17 protein-coding genes are annotated in these 17,929 nt (G+C 48.3%); 12 read left to right on the forward strand and 5 right to left on the reverse strand.

The genetic code is table 11. The features are described from left to right. Position 1 precedes the first annotated feature (1 nt). From sucD to R2Q26_RS10025, 4 genes are all read left to right on the forward strand, one after another. The gene (sucD, locus tag R2Q26_RS10010; RefSeq protein WP_317536140.1) at positions 2-877 is read left to right on the forward strand and encodes a succinate--CoA ligase subunit alpha; all 876 of its coding nucleotides are present in this window, start codon (positions 2-4) and stop codon (positions 875-877) included. A 67-nt stretch (positions 878-944) separates the two neighbouring features. Then, a complete protein-coding gene (locus R2Q26_RS10015; protein ID WP_317536141.1) occupies positions 945-1,295 on the forward strand; it encodes a hypothetical protein in 351 nt (116 codons plus the stop codon). 83 nt (positions 1,296-1,378) lie between these two features. Next, on the forward strand, positions 1,379-2,839 hold the full coding sequence (gene dacB / locus R2Q26_RS10020; RefSeq protein WP_317536142.1) for a D-alanyl-D-alanine carboxypeptidase/D-alanyl-D-alanine-endopeptidase: 1,461 nt from the start codon (positions 1,379-1,381) through the stop codon (positions 2,837-2,839). Positions 2,840-3,237: 398 nt separating this feature from the next. Next, positions 3,238-4,254 carry a ribonuclease T2 family protein gene (locus tag R2Q26_RS10025; protein WP_317536143.1) on the forward strand — a complete coding sequence of 339 codons (1,017 nt, stop codon included), beginning with the start codon at positions 3,238-3,240 and terminating at the stop codon, positions 4,252-4,254. On the opposite strand, the gene R2Q26_RS10030 is transcribed toward R2Q26_RS10025, so the two are convergent. Continuing rightward, complete coding sequence (locus R2Q26_RS10030; RefSeq protein WP_317536144.1) at positions 4,235-4,486, reverse strand: hypothetical protein; 252 nt, start codon at positions 4,484-4,486, stop codon at positions 4,235-4,237. The two genes, R2Q26_RS10025 and R2Q26_RS10030, sit on opposite strands and share 20 nt — an antisense overlap. Positions 4,487-4,614: 128 nt before the next feature. Then, positions 4,615-5,853, reverse strand: a complete 1,239-nt coding sequence (locus R2Q26_RS10035) for a sulfotransferase (RefSeq protein ID WP_317536145.1) — start codon at positions 5,851-5,853, stop codon at positions 4,615-4,617. 607 nt (positions 5,854-6,460) lie between these two features. Here R2Q26_RS10035 and R2Q26_RS10040 point away from each other — a divergent pair. The 4 genes from R2Q26_RS10040 (at position 6,461) to R2Q26_RS10055 (ending at position 7,677) form a co-directional block, all read left to right on the forward strand. Beyond that, positions 6,461-6,754 carry a transposase gene (locus tag R2Q26_RS10040; RefSeq protein WP_317536146.1) on the forward strand — a complete coding sequence of 98 codons (294 nt, stop codon included), beginning with the start codon at positions 6,461-6,463 and terminating at the stop codon, positions 6,752-6,754. A 26-nt stretch (positions 6,755-6,780) separates the two neighbouring features. After that, positions 6,781-7,053: a hypothetical protein gene (locus R2Q26_RS10045; protein ID WP_317536147.1), complete on the forward strand. Its 273-nt coding sequence runs from the start codon at positions 6,781-6,783 to the stop codon at positions 7,051-7,053. Further along, positions 7,050-7,247 (forward strand): hypothetical protein, encoded by a 198-nt coding sequence (locus R2Q26_RS10050; RefSeq protein WP_317535409.1) that lies wholly within the window; start codon positions 7,050-7,052, stop codon positions 7,245-7,247. Before R2Q26_RS10045 ends, R2Q26_RS10050 begins: the two co-directional genes overlap by 4 nt. A gap of 289 nt (positions 7,248-7,536) precedes the next feature. Continuing rightward, complete coding sequence (locus tag R2Q26_RS10055; protein ID WP_317536148.1) at positions 7,537-7,677, forward strand: hypothetical protein; 141 nt, start codon at positions 7,537-7,539, stop codon at positions 7,675-7,677. Between the two features lie 292 nt (positions 7,678-7,969). On the opposite strand, the gene R2Q26_RS10060 is transcribed toward R2Q26_RS10055, so the two are convergent. From R2Q26_RS10060 to R2Q26_RS10070, 3 genes are all read right to left on the reverse strand, one after another. Continuing rightward, positions 7,970-9,037, reverse strand: a complete 1,068-nt coding sequence (locus R2Q26_RS10060) for a GSCFA domain-containing protein (protein ID WP_317536149.1) — start codon at positions 9,035-9,037, stop codon at positions 7,970-7,972. After that, complete coding sequence (locus R2Q26_RS10065; RefSeq protein ID WP_317536150.1) at positions 9,034-9,804, reverse strand: hypothetical protein; 771 nt, start codon at positions 9,802-9,804, stop codon at positions 9,034-9,036. Before R2Q26_RS10065 ends, R2Q26_RS10060 begins: the two co-directional genes overlap by 4 nt. Positions 9,805-10,203: 399 nt before the next feature. Continuing rightward, positions 10,204-10,416: a hypothetical protein gene (locus R2Q26_RS10070; RefSeq protein WP_317536151.1), complete on the reverse strand. Its 213-nt coding sequence runs from the start codon at positions 10,414-10,416 to the stop codon at positions 10,204-10,206. A gap of 96 nt (positions 10,417-10,512) precedes the next feature. Between R2Q26_RS10070 and R2Q26_RS10075 the strand changes: the two genes are divergently transcribed. The 4 genes from R2Q26_RS10075 to R2Q26_RS10090 all read left to right on the forward strand — a co-directional run bounded on the left by R2Q26_RS10075 (position 10,513) and on the right by R2Q26_RS10090 (position 17,723). Then, positions 10,513-11,073, forward strand: a complete 561-nt coding sequence (locus tag R2Q26_RS10075; protein WP_317536152.1) for a helix-turn-helix domain-containing protein — start codon at positions 10,513-10,515, stop codon at positions 11,071-11,073. Positions 11,074-11,470: 397 nt separating this feature from the next. After that, the gene (locus R2Q26_RS10080; RefSeq protein ID WP_317536153.1) at positions 11,471-13,033 is read left to right on the forward strand and encodes a DUF1800 domain-containing protein; all 1,563 of its coding nucleotides are present in this window, start codon (positions 11,471-11,473) and stop codon (positions 13,031-13,033) included. Between the two features lie 17 nt (positions 13,034-13,050). After that, complete coding sequence (locus R2Q26_RS10085) at positions 13,051-14,280, forward strand: DUF1501 domain-containing protein (RefSeq protein ID WP_317536154.1); 1,230 nt, start codon at positions 13,051-13,053, stop codon at positions 14,278-14,280. A gap of 515 nt (positions 14,281-14,795) precedes the next feature. Continuing rightward, positions 14,796-17,723, forward strand: a complete 2,928-nt coding sequence (locus R2Q26_RS10090) for a glycosyltransferase (RefSeq protein ID WP_317536155.1) — start codon at positions 14,796-14,798, stop codon at positions 17,721-17,723. Positions 17,724-17,929 lie beyond the last annotated feature (206 nt).

Consider the following 17,929-nt stretch of genomic DNA (forward strand, 5'->3'; position numbering starts at 1 on the left):
TATGTCTATTTTGATTAATAGTAATAGCCGAGTGATCACCCAAGGTATCACGGGTAAAACGGGGCAGTTTCATACCCGATTGTGTCGCGAGTATGCCGATGGACAGCAATGTTTCGTGGCAGGTGTCAATCCCAAAAAGCCGGGTGAGGAGTTTGAGGGGATACCCATTTTCGCTACTGTGCAGGAAGCCAAAGAGGCTACGGGTGCGACCGCCTCGGTCATTTATGTACCCCCTGCATTTGCAGCAGCAGCGATCGATGAAGCAGTAGAAGCCGAACTTGATCTGGTCGTTTGTATCACGGAAGGCATACCCGTGCGCGATATGCTGCGTACCCGTTATAAGATGGAGGGACGCAAAACACTGCTGATTGGGCCAAATTGCCCTGGCATCATCACGCCTGATGAGATTAAAGTTGGCATCATGCCCGGCTATATTCATAAGAAAGGGCGCATTGGTGTAGTTTCGCGATCTGGCACGCTGACCTATGAAGCCGTAGCCCAGCTCATGGCATTGGAGTTAGGTCAGTCCACTTGCGTGGGGATCGGCGGGGATCCGATTAATGGGTTGAAACATCTCGATGTGATGAAGCTGTTCAATGATGACGATGAAACCGATGCAGTATTGATGGTGGGTGAGATCGGTGGAACTGATGAAGAAGAATGTGCCCGCTGGATCAAGGACAACATGAAAAAGCCGGTGGTTGGCTTTATCGCGGGCCTGGCAGCACCACCAGGCAAACGCATGGGACATGCTGGAGCAATTATTGCCGGCGGTAAAGGAACGGCGCAGGAAAAAATTGCCGTCATGGAAGAATGCGGGATTCGTGTCACCCGCAACCCGGCGGAAATGGGTAAATTGCTCAAATCGGTGTTATAACCACAAGGGTACTGATTCAGGAATTTCCCTAAGAAATCGTTTGGAAAGAATAAAGAGGAAGTTAACGATGTATCGAGTTTCAGCTGTGTTTTTAATCGCCGTGTTTTTAATCGCTTTGCTGGCAAGCTGTGCCCCGACTCAGCCACTCCCACCGCCAGCTAAGCCTGAAAAATCTGTGCCTGGAGCACAGCCGACACCGGCACCAATGAAGCGTCCGTCCGGTCCTTTACCACCCAGTACGCGACCAACTTACAATCTGGGTGGCTATCCTCCTGCCACTAAGGAAGGCTATATTGATGGTTGTGAGACTGCGAAGAAAACCCGCTATGGTTACAAGGATGAGCAGCGCTATCGTAATGATGAACAATACCGCATGGGATGGGATGATGGATTTGCGATTTGCCGTGGTAAACGTTAAATAAACCTAAAAACAGTTTTTAGGTTAAAAGCAATATCACGCAAATTTGTTCGATCTTTTTTTCGATTTGGATGAAGCTATCCTTGATCAGCTTGAAATCTAAGTTAAGAGCGGTTCTTTCTTTTTTATTAGCGTTAACAACATTAGCCGCGTTATCCGTCTGGCCGGCCGATATACCAGATGCTGTCCGTCAAGCACTAAAGCAAGCAAGTATTCCTGAGACGGCGATTGGCATTTATGTAAAAGAAGTCAGTGGCAAACAGCCAGTGCTTGCTGTTAATTCAGATACCGCCATGAATCCTGCTTCGGTGATGAAGCTGGTGACCACCTATGCTGGGTTGGAGTTGCTGGGCCCTGCTTACAGTTGGCGGACCGAGATCTATGCATTGGGCAAGATAAAGGATGGGGTCTTGCGAGGTGATCTCGCGATCAAAGGGTATGGTGATCCCAATCTCAATCTGGAAAATTTCTGGCTATTAGTTCGCCAGATTCGTCAGACTGGCTTAAAAGAGATTACAGGTGATTTGCTTCTGGATAACAGTTACTACAATGTTGCTGAGGGCGATCCAGGTGCTTTTGATGGTAATCGCTATAAAACCTATAACGTTTTTCCTGAAGCAATGCTGGTCAATTACCGCACCTCAGCGCTGCATCTGATACCCCAGGCGGAAAATAATACAGTGCGAATAGTGGTTGATCCGGCCTCGGAATTGCTCGATTTAAAGAATAATCTGAAACTGATTCGTGGTAATTGCGGTGACTGGAGTAACCAACTGCATGTCGAGGTGCGTGAACAGCAAGGAGACAATGGCCGGATTACCGTTATTCTCAGCGGTAACTACGCGATGCAATGTGGTCAGAATACTTATCATTTGAGCCTGCATCAAAATTCAGCCTACGTGCATGATTTATTCAAAAAATTATGGCGACAGCAAGGCGGTTCATTTAGTGGCAGCGTGCGCAATGGCGTCGTGCCAAATGGAATAGCACCGCTCAAAGTGCACCACTCACCACCACTTGCGCAAATTATTCGCGGAATCAATAAATTCAGTAATAACGTTGCTGCACGACAGCTCTATCTGGCGCTAGGGGAAACGATGATGCCATCCAATGGCCATACCTCCGTCTCGCTGGAGCAATCCGATCAAGCCATCAGGCGATGGTTGCTTGCTAAACGTTTAAGCTTCCCTGAACTAATTATGGAGAATGGCTCGGGGTTATCGCGCCAGGAACGGATTAGTGCTAGCCAAATGGGGGAATTGCTGGTAGCAGCATTCCACAGTCAGGTAATGCCGGAATTTATCTCCTCCTTAGCGATTGCTGGGATGGATGGCACCATGAGGAACCGCTTCAGAGGTACTTTGGTTGCAGGGAGGGCGCATATGAAAACGGGCACGCTCAATGAGGTAACGGCGATTGCTGGTTATTTACAGGATCATAAAGATCGCCGTAATGTCGTCGTTTTCTTGATTAATCACCCGCAAGCGGCTAACGCACGCTCAGCTATGGATGCGTTGATCAGATGGGTATATGAAAGAGCATAAAATCAATATAATTCAGCCCGGATATTCGCTAGAAAACGAAATGATAGTGAGGTATTTTGCGAGCAGATTGAATGCTTCGCTCGAAACTCACCAGCGTATACATGTTATCCCTGGTCAGAGTTAATAGATCGTTCCAGTAAACCCTTTACCGTTCGCAGTGAGCCTGTTGAACTGCTAAGCAACTGATATCGACCTTCGACGAGCTCAGGCCGAACGGTCCTTTTGTAAAGGTTTGACTGGAACGATCTTATTCCATTTCCAAATCAAACATGGCACGAAGGCGAGCCGCAGACAGTATAAATAATACGGCAAAGAGAAGCCGACAAAGCCAGGTTTGATTTAGAAATGGAACTACTAGTATTTTATTGCGACTGAATCGTTTTATAGAAAGGAGAAAAATGATATTTGCTCGAATGAGTGCTGCCTGCCGGCTATTGGTACTGGTTCTCGGTATCAGTAGCGTGTTTCCGAGCTGGGCGGATAAAGTAAATGGAACATTTTCGGCACAGCAATCATGCCCGGCCTATATCTCGAAAAATAAACTGACCAACCCAGATCAGACCGCGCTTCAGGTGGGGGAGAATTACCAGACACTTGAGGTTAATCGACCTGATCGTCCAAGCTGGTACCGAATTATTGTGCCGGGTGCCCATCCTAAAGAGCGCTGGGTCAGTGCCGACTGTGGACAATTCCAGATCGAACAAGGAGCAGGAACAGGGGCAGGAGCAGGAAATAATGTTTGTAACACTGCTGGTCGAGCGGATAGTTATGTGCTCGCGCTCTCATGGCAACCTGCATTCTGTGAAACTAAACCACAAAAACCAGAATGCCAGATTACCGATCCGGCTTCTTATCAAGCACGGCATTTTACTCTGCATGGTCTATGGCCCAACCAACAGCAATGTAATAAGGAATATGCATTCTGCGGTAAAGTTGCTGACCAGAAAAAGAATTTTTGCGATTATCCGGCAATCAAGCTAGATGCTGATTCTCAGGCTGCATTGGCAGAAGTTATGCCCAGTGTAACGGCCGGCTCTTGTTTGGAGCGGCATGAGTGGCATAAGCATGGCACATGCCAGGCCACTTGGTCTATGGAGGAATATTTTGACCTGTCAGTGGATTTAACTCGTCAATTTAATGAAGCGGGCATGGCTTATTTCATGAATCGCAAAATCGGCCAGCAAGTACGTACCGAGGATTTTTTAAATCGCATAGCCGCTGTCCTTGGACCAGCCGCACGAGACAAGGTGAAATTGAAATGTGAACAGGGAATGTTAGTAGAAGTGCAGATCAACCTCATCGCTGACCCGGCACCAGGCAAGGATCTCGAACAGCTGATTGCTCAGGCACCAAAACAAACTCCTTCCACCTGTAAAGAAGCATTTTTCGTTGATCCTATCGGCTATCAGCAATAAATGACATAGGTAGAGCAGCAGATGCAAAACGCCGTTCGGCCTGAGCTGTGAGTAGTGAGCAGTGAGCTTGTCGAACTGCCGAACAGTCGAAGGCTGATGTCAGTTGCTCAGTGGTCGGTGTACGCACGCTGTGAAATTTCAGCGCTCCCTTTTGGATACGATAGACACCCTCGAACACCAGGCAATGCAGATGAATGTTGAGATTGGCCGAACCGAGTCGTTGGATGAGCATGATTGCGCCAGTTTAAGCATCTCACCGTTTAAATTCTCCATGTTTGATCAGAGAAGTAGAAATAGCGTGTTAAATCATTAAATCATTAAATCATTTACAGTATTATCGGCGTCAACAGCAGCGTACGATTACTCTGTCGGATATCCGAATTCCTTGAATAAGTCCTGGTGATGCTCGAGCGCGACTCGCTGTAACTCTACCGACATATCCTGTCGCCAACGCTCGATGCCCCAATCTTTCTTGTTCGTCACATGGTCGTGATTACTACCCATACAGCTGCTGATTTCGACTTCATCAAGCCCGATATCTTTATATATTCTCTGAACTATCTTTACAGGATCCCGGACAAATTCTTCATACTTGACGATATGATATTCAATATTCCGGCTATTATTCATCCGCCTAAGCAAATTTGCTTTCTGAGATTTTCCGAGGTTGATCAGATAATTCGCTTCTGACTTGAACTTCTCTACGCCAAATCCCGCGTAACCTCTTTTTTGATTGAATGATCTGACTGAACAGAACACATCTCTGATATCGCGAACTATCAGGATGCTTATGACTTTTGGGAATAGCTCGCAAAAATACTTATACTTGTTATCCGGAAACTTTTCACAGAAATACCTGGAAATGGGTTTATCCTCTTTTTCCTTGAGAATTCGATAATTATCCTCTATCGCACTAATGCAAAAGCTTGCCGCTTTTTCGGTGAAGGAATTTCCAAACCACTCGGAAAGGTAGGTTTCCTCGAAATTGAAGTAGGTTGGAGCACCGACTGCATTGTTGTTTTGCGTCGCCTGCCAGTTCTTGTCGCCAGGTTTAGAATTATTGACCTTCGTCATGAGCATGAACAGGTGAGCCCAATACGTGGCTAACCTGAACTCATATGGATATTCCCGTTTACCAACTATGGCCGGATGGTTTAACAGGTATGACATCAGAATTGTCGTGCCTGACCGGGGAAGCCCATCGACCAGAATGGGCGTGAGTGAGCTTTGGTGCGAAATAGGTTGATGCCTTTCGCCACGGATAGCGACAACGTTTCCCCTGCGCCCGTCCTGAAAATCGGCAACAAAGTTCAGAACAAATTGAGGAGCGATACCGATAGTGCTGATCAATGTTAGAAATGTGGTCTTGAATACACCGTCTATCTCTTGAACCATGATCGGATAGATCTTGTCCAGCGCGTTGGAATCCTCGTAGGCAATCAAATTTGTAACAGCCTGCCTGGCCGTTACATTCAGATGCAGATTAATAAAGTGCCCGACATTATTAGGCCCAATCGGGGGAGAAATCACTTCAACGAAAAGATCAAGCTCTTTCAGCTGTTTTGTGCTGAATTCAGTAATACGGAAAAATTCTTGCATAAAACGAATTCCTTCACACCCGTGAGGTTTTTGCAGGCATGAGAGAGCGATTGACTGGATTTATTAATGTTCGTTTATGAAAATGAATCGAGCAGATCCATAAAATCCCTGGCAGTTTTTTTGCTTCTGCAGTATTGATAAACTACCTTTGGCGACTTTGACTTTAAGTCACAGCTTCGGATCCTTATAAATCAAATCCGTACGCAAGCTTGTAGCATAGTACACAGAGAAAACAAACATTTTTTATGAGAATTGAATATACTGAAAGTTATATTGGCTGTCAAAAAAAACAGGGATAATTAATCGAAAAATGACTACATTTCTGGTTCATCCGGTAAATGCGTACTATGAATTCAACCGACCAGAACATAATTTGTTTCATGCAAGGAATAATAGCGGACAGACCACGGTTTACTGTTAGAATCTATCAGTCGCAATAACTGATAGGAACACTCTTATGCCGCGACGTACTCGCCTTACCTTACCAGATGTTCCACTTCACCTTATTTAACGTGGTAACAATCGCCAAGCCTGCTTCTTTACCGAAGAGGACTATCACTTTTATCTGGATTGACTAACCGAATATGCTGGTAAGACCAGTTGTAAGATGCATGCCTATGTACTTATGACCAACCATGTGCATTTGCTGCTCTCCGCCGATCGAGCTGAATCTGCCGGGGAACTGATGAAAGTACTCTGTCAGCGTTATGTGCAGTATGTGAATCGCACTTATCAGCGCAGTGGAACCTTGTGGGAAGGGCGTTTCCGTTCCTGCCCCGTGCAGGAAGAAGCCTATTTGCTAGCGTGTCAGCGCTATATCGAATTGAATCCGGTGCGGGCAGGCACTGTGGCACATCCAGCTGAATATCAGCTGAATATCGTTGGTCTAGCCACCGAGTGAACGGGCAGGGAGAGATCAATGCGCTGATGAAACCGCACTCGCTTTACATGGCACTGGGATTAGATGACACTGGTAGGCAAAGGGCTTACCGCGAGCTGTTCCGTGATGAGTTGGAGTTAGATCTGGTGAATGAAATCCGGCGAGCGATAAATGGTAATTTTGCTCTCGGCAATGAACGTTTTGTAGTACAAGTATCGGCGGCTTTGGGGCTAAGGGCAGTGCCTGGCAGTCTGGGAGACCACGTAAGATTAAACCTAAAAACCGCAGTTGACCGCTTGATTGGAGAGTTAAGTCCATGACATATAGAGGCATTCCTGGAATTTTCTCATTCACCAGAATGGTGAGGCCGCTACGAGGAGCATCATGTGTCGCTCCAGGCACGAATGCGGCGTTGCTCTTCGTTGCAGGGAACGGCCCTGCGGCCTCATCGCGCCTTGCCTCGCACCTGGACCACCACACGCTTCACCCCGTCCAACTGCGGTTTTTAGGTTAAAGAACCAAAATCTAGCAATCTGTTTTTTTTTACATAACTGGAAACCGTGGCCTGAGAATCATCTAGCCGACCTCCCATCGAAGTCTGCGATGGGGTAAAAGGCAAGGTGCAAATATTGTTTTTTACACAAGGAGGCCGAAATCAGATTTTGTGGGATAAATCTACATTCTAACAATAACATAGCAGTAATAATTAACGACATGAACAAGATTTTCGCCAACCGATTCTGCCAAAACGACTTGAGCAGAATTCTTGCGTACTGGAACCGCACAAAGCAGAACTGGCTGTAATGGTCGTGGAATCCACCTACAATTGGTACTGGTTGGTCGATGACTTAAAAGCGGCAAGCTTAAAAGTGAAACTGACCAACATAGTTGCCATGAAGCGTTACGCGGGATTTAGCACAGCAGATATGCAGCATCTGCTATGACTGAGCATTCTGTCTTTCTGTAATTTTTACCTGAACACTCAAGCGGCACCAACGTTTCTCTGGGACAGCTTTTCGTCAGAACGGCATTAGAACATAAAATACCGTTTGATCCAAATGGGTGACTGGCACGACCCGGGCGTAGCCAATAATGAGGAAACAGATTCGACGATTCAACAAACCAGATCTATAAAATAAAAAAACCTGCTGTCAGAAAAAACAGCAGGATAGTTGGAATTTGCACTTGAGACGGGCCGGCCAATGGGTGTCCCTTATTCCCTATTACGGGGCCATCTTAGTGCTTATCGAGAGCTTCCTCGTCGCACATTACCTGGATGATCTGTTCCATTTCGGCCAGGTATTTTTTAGCCTCCAGATCAGAGTCCACCTTTGCCTTCGTCTCGTCGACAAAATTCGTGAAGTGCTTCAGAAAAACCCTCATCACATGCGAGACACCTTCCTCGGTCACCAATCGACAATCCTGCCCAAAATACTTTCCACGGCTAAAACTGCCGGTGATAATTTCATACGAGGGAAAATAGGCTACATTGGTCCTGGCGTGGACAACCGTTTCCGCAGCCACTCGCAGCACCGACTTGGAATAGGTGGTCGAGACCAGCACGTGTTGCGGTTCCATGGTTGCGATGAGAGGAACCGGAGAGACGGTCAGGATGACTCTCGATGCCGGGTTTATCTCTCGGAGAAGGTCAATGAAGGCCAGCATGTCTGCCGTGACTTCATTGACATCGAAATTGACAAACTGATGCCGTTTCGGATCAAAGTGGCCGCCGGCGACACCGGGACACAACGGATACGCCGCGCCGTCCTCCCGCGAGACCCAACATTCGGTTAGGCCGAGGGTGAAGACAAAAATATCCAGCTCCTCGAAGGCTCGCCTCACAGCTGCGAAATGTTGCGATCGGTCAAGCTCATATTCGCGCCAAGAAGTGAATCCGCTCGGCTGGATCTGCGGCCGGAAGGGGTCGATTATCGATTCATCGTCGCAGTACCACGCGTCATCCATCGGCCGGAACCTGCCATAGGCGCGCTGGAACAACTGCAGCAACTGCCGGGTGGTGTAAATGTTTCCGTAGCGAGCGGTAAACAACTCATAGTTGAACCACTCTTTCATGTCCCGTGCAAAAAGCGGGTGAGCTTCCTCAGTGACAAAAAAGTTGAAGCCGTTGTTCCTGAGATAACGCGCGATGTGCTGGGCAAAGCAGCTTCCGGCGGTTGCCACTCGATCCTGAGGTGAAATGCGGAATGGCACCGTCATCACGGGGTCGACGTTGGCCGGCAACACGGAAGCTACAGCACGACGCCAATAGGCAGAGTCGGGCAAAGACTTATAGGGATGTGTCACGATCGCACGCCTCCAGGTTGAAAAGGGATACCAGCCGCCACAAGTAACTGGGTCAGCACTTGGACTCCATACCAGGTGTTACCGTGAGTCGGATCGCGCTGCCATGCCTTTTCAACGAGAAATCCCTCCGGATTCATCGTATTGCTCGGGGCCGGGATAAAAGTCGCCCCGATAGTGTCGCACGCTTCTTTCAGAACCGCGGAATGAGTCCGCCAAAGCTTATAGCGCAGAGCTGCGGGGGAGATGCCCTGGGCGCTGATCTTTTCTTGGAATTCCCCAGGATAGCTAGAAATATGCTCTTCGCTCGGATTCGGCGGCGGAGTCTCCAAGACAAGGACCGGACACTTGACATGTCCCCTCAGATGGGTGATCAATTCCACTGCCGGTTTTTTTAGGCGTGCCAGCGTTGCTTTAACGGCTTCATAGGGCACCAGATCGCTTCGTGCATCAAAGGATATATCCGGCTCTGTGGGCAGAACGAAATCGAATGGCCGCGGGTACTGCACCAACCCCAGGATGTTATGCTCGTTCCCTCTGATAGCGAGGAATAGTAGATCGCATCGTTCCTTAAGAGCATTGTCTGCCGCTTTGACTATGGCCGGATTGATCTCTCCCTTGTCGACCAGCAATGGTAATGGTTGTATGTCCGGACCGGAAAGACGCACAAACTCAAAGGCAGCTTCCAGTTTCAGAGCATCTCGATACTTCTCCACCGCACCTCGTAAGGCACCTAGATGACTATGGCCGATGCCAACAAGTTTTTTCACTCCGGACACAACAACATCCTCCAGGCCACGTCCTGATATACCACTCTTCCGCTTTCAGATATGTGCGTCATCAGGATGTTTACCGACGAACATTAGCGGCAAATGCTGCACAACAACCTTTACACTTCATCCCCATAATCTCCCCAAGACATCAACGCGCTGTGTGCTTTTCGCCAACGTTGGCTGAATCCGCACTCTTCGTCTAATTTATTCTGCACATAAATCAATACTCACCTCACCTTCGCCTGGGACTCATTACTTTCGACCCAGTCAATGGCACGCACCAAGTGCTGCACGAGCGGCGTACTCAATTTTCTTGTCCACCACTTCCTGACGTGCGCTGTCGATATCTATTGTCGAGTCTGCGCGAGTTTTCGAAAAGAAAGGCAAGCGGTAATGCTACTGCTCGAGAGTCAATGACTTCACGACGTCTACCCCAACCGCATCCCATGTATCCCATCGGATGGCGCCGCTACTCGAACACTCATCACCACAAGCTGTGAGCTTTGGGCCCGTCACCAGAATAGCGACCAATACTCTGACTTGCGTATAGGAAAAATAAATGCTCTTTTCATAGTAAATAAAAATACAAGAAAGAGGATGAAGTGTCAAACACTCTCACAAGCGATTTGTAGAGAACAAATAAACTGTCCGGACTTGTAGCAAATGATCTATCCGGTTTTATATGGAGCTCTGGGAGAATTTCGGATGAAACGAACAGACTGGCTACTGGAGACCAGGAAGATGAGATTTGAAGAAGCGTATATAAGCTATAAAAGAGGGAATCTTACGCAAGGGGAAGCGGCATTATTGTTATGTTTATGCGATCGCACATTCCGGTGCTACCTAAACCGATATGACGAAGGTGGTCTGGATGCGCTGCGAGATAAGCGGCTTGTTCAAGTATCACACCGACGTGCGCCGGTGGATGATCTATATTTGAAAGAAACCTATATGCCTGCTTTCAATGCTGAGTTTATGCAATCACCTGCCGAGGAGGTGTGTTTTTGGCCTTGGATCGGAGGGCAGCTTGCTGACATCCTCTGTGAGTGCCATGAGCGTGTTGTTAGCCATGATAACTGCGTTAGTTTTGAAGGCTTAAAGCTTCAAATCCCAGCAGATCGTCATCGCTGCCATTATGTGAAAACCAGAATCACTGTGCTGCGCTATCCAAACAGACAAAAGGCCATCATGCACGACCCAAGGAAGCTTGCTACATACAATTTGTCTAGCAGGGAAATGAAACTTAGCGACATAGTTATTGCATAAATCTGCCGCTACAGCTACGCCATGAATTAAATGGATAATTCAATGCGTCTCAAAGCGGACAATTTATTTGCTACAAAAAAGAACATTTCTATTTTTCTATTAGTTGCTAACACAAATTTGGGCAGTAATTATATGACTACTTTAGTTGATATTTGCTTTAAGAAAACTTTTGGTGTTGCGCTGTATTTAACAAAATTAAAACTGAGACACTATCCTGTCATCCTTATGTTTGTGTTTGACTATTAATTAAATTTTCAGTACATTCAATTTTCATGAGAAAGATGATGCATTTTTCTATACGCTCAGCTATTTATGTTTTGGCTACTAAATACAAATAATGCGTACGAGGAATGGAAACTGCAAAATACCTGGAAGTCCGAAAGAAGGTAATCTGTCGATGAACTTGCGCACCACTGCCTGGGTGATCGTCTGCTGCATTGTGATGAGCAGTTATACCGTGAGCGCGCGCAGCAACGACACGTCATTGCATCCGCTCACACACGAGGATTTGCGGTGGCTGAATCGTGTCACATTCGGCGTGAACAGCGAAACCGTCGAGCGTTACCAGCAGCTCGGTCGTAGTCGATTCTTCGACGAGCAGTTGCGCCCACCAGCTGATGATCCACCCGAGCTGGCCACAGACATCCGCGCCCTTTCTATCTCGCAAAAGAGTGCGAAAGAGGCGCTGAAGGCAGCTCGGTCAGAGCAGCAGCGAATCCAGCGCCTCGATAATCCCGAAGAGCAGCAGCGGGCGCGTATGGTGCTGAATCAACAGAAAAACAAGATGACCTACGAGACGGCGAAGCGTCAGCTCATGCGCAATCTCTATTCCCCATGGCAGCTTCGCGAACAGTTGACGTGGTTTTGGATGAATCACTTTAGCGTGTTCTCTGGCAAGGGTGATGTTGCGTTCATGTTGGCCGATTACGAGAACAACGCTGTTCGACTGCACGCGCTCGGCTATTTTCGCGACCTCGTGCTCGCGACACTGAAGTCGCCGGCGATGCTTATATACCTGGACAACGCGCAAAGCGCGGTCCGGAAGATCAACGAGAACTACGCGCGCGAGCTAATGGAGCTGCACACGCTTGGCGTGAGCGGTGGCCCGAGTGGCTCGCACTACTCGCAACAGGACGTGCAGGAGCTGGCGCGAGTGCTCACTGGTGTCGGCATCATTCCAAGCGTTGATCAGCCGCAATTCAGGCCGGTACGGCGCCCGCAGCCGGTGCGGGAGGGTGCCTTTGAATTCAATCCCAATCGTCATGACTTCGGCACAAAGAAGATCCTGAACGAGACGATTAAGGGTACTGGAATGGATGAGGTCGAGCATGCTGTGTCGCTCCTGTGCCGCCAGCCGGCGACGGCGCGATTTATCAGCATGAAACTCGCAACGTATTTCGTCTCCGACAACCCCCCACGCAAGCTCGTAGACGCGATGGTGACCACGTTTAAGCAAACCGATGGCAACATTGCCGCTGTGCTCGGGACGATGTTTACCTCCTCTGAGTTTATTGCCATACTCAACCGCCCGCAGATAGAGGCGGGCAAGTTCAAGGACCCAGTACAGTTCGTGGTGTCATCGCTGCGCCTAGCCTATGACAGCAAGCGCATTATCAACTATCGCCCCGTAGTGAACTGGTTGCAGCAGCTTGGCGAGCCGTTATACGGGCGTATGACGCCAGACGGCTATCCACTCGAGGAATCGGCATGGACTAGCTTAGGACAGATAGTCAAGCGCTTCGAGATCACCCGAGCAATCGGCAACGGCAACGCGAGGCTATTTGACGACGATGACGGGACGCCGCGGCGTACGGGATTCCCAATGCTGGCGAGTCGGTTATTCTACGACACCATCGAGCCGACGCTCAGCGCAAAGACGCGTACGGCACTTGATCAGGCAACATCGCAGCAGGAATGGAATATGCTGCTGCTGGCCTCGCCTGATTGGATGGTACGGTAAAGAAGACATGGAGGGTTATGATGCAACGACGTGACATGCTCAAGCTAATACTGGCTGGTGCTCCTGCACTTGCCACATCATTCTCGTTCGTCTCGCGCGCTTACGCCTATGCGACGCATGGCGCGAGTGATACAAGGTTCCTGCTTGTGTTTCTGCGGGGTGGGTACGATGCGGTAAACGTGGTAATTCCCGTCAGCAGCAGCTTCTATTATGAGTCGCGGCCGATACTCGCGATCAAGAAGCCGAACGCTAATGATTCCGAGTCTGCGCTGGCGCTAGCGCGTGCGGGCAAGGCGGTAGAGTGGGGGCTGCACCCTATACTGAAGGACACCATCTATCCGCTGTGGCGACAACAGCAAGTAGCATTCGTACCGTTTGCCGGCACGAACAACGTGAGTCGCAGCCACTTTGAAGCGCAGGATGGCGTAGAAGAAGGGCTACCGGATGAGAGGCATGGCATGCGTTCATCTGGATTCTTGAATCGCCTCGCGGGTGTGCTTGGCAATGCGGTGGCACCGGTCGCTTTCACCGACAGTCTGCCAGTGTCGATGATCGGTGATCTCGTGATTCCTAATGTATCGCTGAAAGGTACGGGTCCAGCACCGCTCGCCGATCGACAAATGGCGCTGCTCGCGGACATGTACGCCGGTACACGTTTCGAGTCGCTCGTGAACGAAGGATTCAAACTGCGCAAGGATATTGCCGCGCAGGACACGATGATGCAGTCGGAGAACCGCAACGCAATCAGCGCCCGCGGCTTCGAGCTCGAGGCACGGCGCATGGCGGGGCTGATGCGCGACAAATTCAATCTGGGATTCATCGACGTCGGCGGTTGGGATACGCACGTGAACCAGGGCGGGGTGCAGGGGCAACTCGCAAATCAGCTTGGCAACCTTGGAGGTGGGCTTGCCGTGTTCGCGCGACAGATGGGTTCCGCCTGGAAGAACACCGTCGTTGTGGTGATCTCAGAGTTCGGTCGCACGTTCCGTGAGAACGGGACGCGTGGCACTGATCACGGTCATGGTACTGTGTACTGGATACTTGGCGGCGCCGTGCATGGCGGCCGCATTGCGGGCGAACAGGTGAGTATTGAGCGCAAGTCGCTGAACCAGGATCGCGACTGGCCTGTGCTGACAGAGTACCGGGCGCTGCTCGGCGGCCTGTTCCAGCGAATGTACGGGCTCGATGCCACGCAGCTAGGCCGGATCTTCCCTGGCGCCACCCCACGCGATCTCGATCTCGTGTAGGGCTGGCTTTTATGGTCTGTTGTTGGCCGTGGATTTTTCCCAACGACTTGAGCTGATTTTCTGCGCGTCGGGTGTACATTTGCCATCCGATGTTGCGTGCTCGCGTGGATCGACTCATGTGAAGCTACTTCCATTTCCAAATCAAACATGATGCAAGAGCGGGCCGCAGTCAGTATAAATAATAATACGGCAAGGAGAAGTCGATAAAGTTACGTTTGATTTAGAAATGGAATAACTATTGCAGAGGCTTTCTGATATTAAAACTGCAAAGCAAGCGGCCGCGCATGAGCAAATAGAAGGAAGAGAGCAAGTTGCTCGATATTTTTAAAAAGCCAGATAATTAAGAAATAAGGGCTTTTTGATTCTTATTTTTCTTCTTTTCAATTTTCTTTTTACTTTATCATATGAATAATTCTAAAGGAATTAAATCGTTTTGCAAAAAAAAATTAAAGATAATATATTATATTATCTAGGGACTTGCGTCATAACAAAATGTCATGCAAAAAGAAGGAAAAATGACAAATAAAAAGATACAGCAGTTATCTAATGACGGAAAAGAGCTAAAACATTCAGAACTACCAAAGAAACCCACCTCGGTACCTAAGTCGTTACTCGTTAATGACATTCGGGGTAGCTTGGATAAATGTGATGCTATTGGGATTGACGGTTGGGCATTCAACAAAATCAAGCAGGGCGATCCCTTGGAGATAGAAATTCTTGCGGATGGTCAACTGATTGGCCGTGTGATGGCTGATAAATATAGAGAAGATTTGCTTGCGGCGGGCTTTGGTAATGGTAACCACAGCTTTAAGATTGATCCTCCTCCAGGGTTATTTGATGGCAACGAGCATCTGATTGAGGCGCGGGAAGTATCAACGGGTTTCCTATTGCCTAATTCTCCAAAAGTCTTCAAAGCGGTACTTGATAAAAGTGATGATATCAGGCTCGATGGGGGCACATTGATCGGTTCGATATTGCTGCCTGAAGGCATTGCCTCATCGCTTTATCTGGAGGTTATCGAAGGAGTAACCGTCATTGGCGGTGGTTGGTGTACGCCGGATAGTGAGATTCACAATAAAGCGCATTTTCGTCTTCCTTTACCAACGTCCGTTTTTGATGGACGCCCTCATGCATTCTCGGTGCGCAGCAATGACCCAGCGATGTCCATTGGTGATCTGGCTACTATTACCCCTTACATGCTGACACCAGATTCTGCATTACTGCGTTATGCGCGCGAAGGGCTCAAGCCTAGTATCACTACCATGGCTGGCTTTCGCTATGAATCCTTGATCAATACGATCATCCAGCTTGGCGATGGAAAGACTAGTTCTGTTGCTGGAAGTAGCCTGGGTGTGCGCAGTAAGAAGACCGGTGAGACTGAAGAGGAACGAGGGGCGCCGTTAACTGAAAAGCTCAGTCAGATCGCTCATGCACATGCTCAACTGGTACGTGGCTTCAGTGAAAAAGATAAGGTATTCAAACCCTTGACATTTGTTACAACCGAGAATCCCTGTGTCTCAATTGTTATCCCGGTACATAATAAATTCCCGGTTACCTATCACTGTTTATTGTCATTATTGTTGGCACCTAATCGTATTTCCTTCGAGGTAATCATAGTAGATGATGGCTCCATAGATGAAAGCACTCGCATTCCTGAACTTATCAAGGGTGTGCAATACGTTCGTAACGACGAGACAGTAGATTTTGTCCGTGCCTGCAATCTTGGCGGCAGTCTTGCCCGCGGCGAATATATCGTCATGCTCAATAATGATACCGAAGTCACCTCTGGCTGGCTAGACGAACTTTTATGGCCTTTCGAACACTTTGACAATGTTGGTGTAACTGGAGCCAAACTATTATACCCTGATGGCTCTCTGCAGGAAGCTGGCGGCATCGTCTGGAATACAGGTGATCCCTGGATCTACGGCCGAGGGGCTAATGCACACGATCCACGTTACAACTATGCGCGTCAAGTGGATTACCTATCCGGCGCCTGCATCATGTTGCCAGCCCAATTGTGGAATGAGGTAGGTGGTTTTAGTGATACTTTTGCACCTGCATATTTTGAAGATACCGACTTGACTTTTAAGGTGCGGGACAAAGGTTGCAAAACTATTTATACCCCTTTTGCGCAAGTCATTCACTTCGAAGGCATCAGCAGCGGCACCAGTATCTCTTCGGGAATGAAGCGTTTTCAGGAAATTAATAGACTTAAGTTCAAAAGCCGCTGGGCAAGCTATTGTCGCGATAATGGCAGGGTAGGAGTCGATGTCGAGCTAAACAAGGATCGTAATATTGAGTTACGTGCACTGGTGCTTGATGCTGAAACGCCAATGCCTGATCAGAATGCTGGTAGCTATGCCGCCATTCAGGAAATGAGAATGTTGCAGAAATTGGGTTTTAAATGCACTTTCGTGCCGCATAACATGGCATGGATGGGGCGCTATACCGAAGATCTGCAACGCATGGGAGTAGAATGCATTTATGCACCCTTCGCAAGCTCAATTAATGAAGTTATTGAAAAGCGAGGTGGAGAATTTAATCTCGTCTATATTACGCGCTATTATGTGGCAAAACACTTTATCGATGTTATTCGCCAGTACGCGCCACAAGCCAAGATCGTCATGAACAACGCCGATTTGCATTTTCTGCGCGAACTGCGGGCAGCGGTGGAAGCCAAGAACAGCGAAGCGCTCAGCCGCAGCGTGCAAACTCGCGATGAGGAGCTTGCTACCATGCGCCAGGTTGACTTGACACTGACTTATACCGATGTTGAAAAAGCCGTCATTCTCTCACACAATCTTGATTCCGCCCGCGTTGCCAAATGTCCTTGGGTAGTCGAGGTTGCTAGCGAAGTTCCGGGATTTGATGCGCGCACTGATATTGCTTTCCTCGGCGGCTATAACCATCATCCGAATATCGAGGCTGTTGAATGGTTTGCCGATAAGGTCATGCCTTTGCTGCGAAAATCTCTTCCCGATGTCAAGATGCGCATCTATGGCAGTAACGTACCCAAGAGTCTGATAACCTTGGCCGAGAAGGTGGAAAATCTTGTTATTGAAGGCTGGGTTCCCACCCTCGATCAGATTTATAATACCTGTCGTATCTTTATTGCTCCTCTACGGAGCGGTGCTGGTATCAAAGGAAAAGTGATCGGTGCATTAGCGTATGGCGTACCCTCCATCCTCTCGCCCATCGCTGCCGAAGGCATACTATTCAGTAATGGGATCGATGCCTGTATTGCTGATAAACCAGAAGAATGGGTAGCGGCTATTACCAAATTGTATGGAAATTCTGAAAATTGGGCTAGCATGTCGCAGCAAGCACTCAGGTTTGCACAGAACCATTATGGGTTTGCCAAGGGGGTTACCCAAATGCAGGAAGCATTAGGGGAAGTCGAGATATTTACTACTATCAAAAACCGTGCGCTAGCTGCACATTAGAAAAACTAAAAAAGAACAACATGCAAGAAGAAAAAGCATTTTTTATTGAGAGTATAAACACTATCGCCATCCCATAAATATTTATATATTCATATGCCTTGGTAAGTGCTTCAACGCCTATAGGCAAAGAATAAAAATTTGATAGGGACACTGTTGACAATCAGGTTTTACATCAGTGGAATATATGATCAATCATACAGTAGCAA

The sequence above is a fragment of the Nitrosomonas sp. Is37 genome (genome assembly GCF_033063275.1).
GTDB lineage: Bacteria > Pseudomonadota > Gammaproteobacteria > Burkholderiales > Nitrosomonadaceae > Nitrosomonas.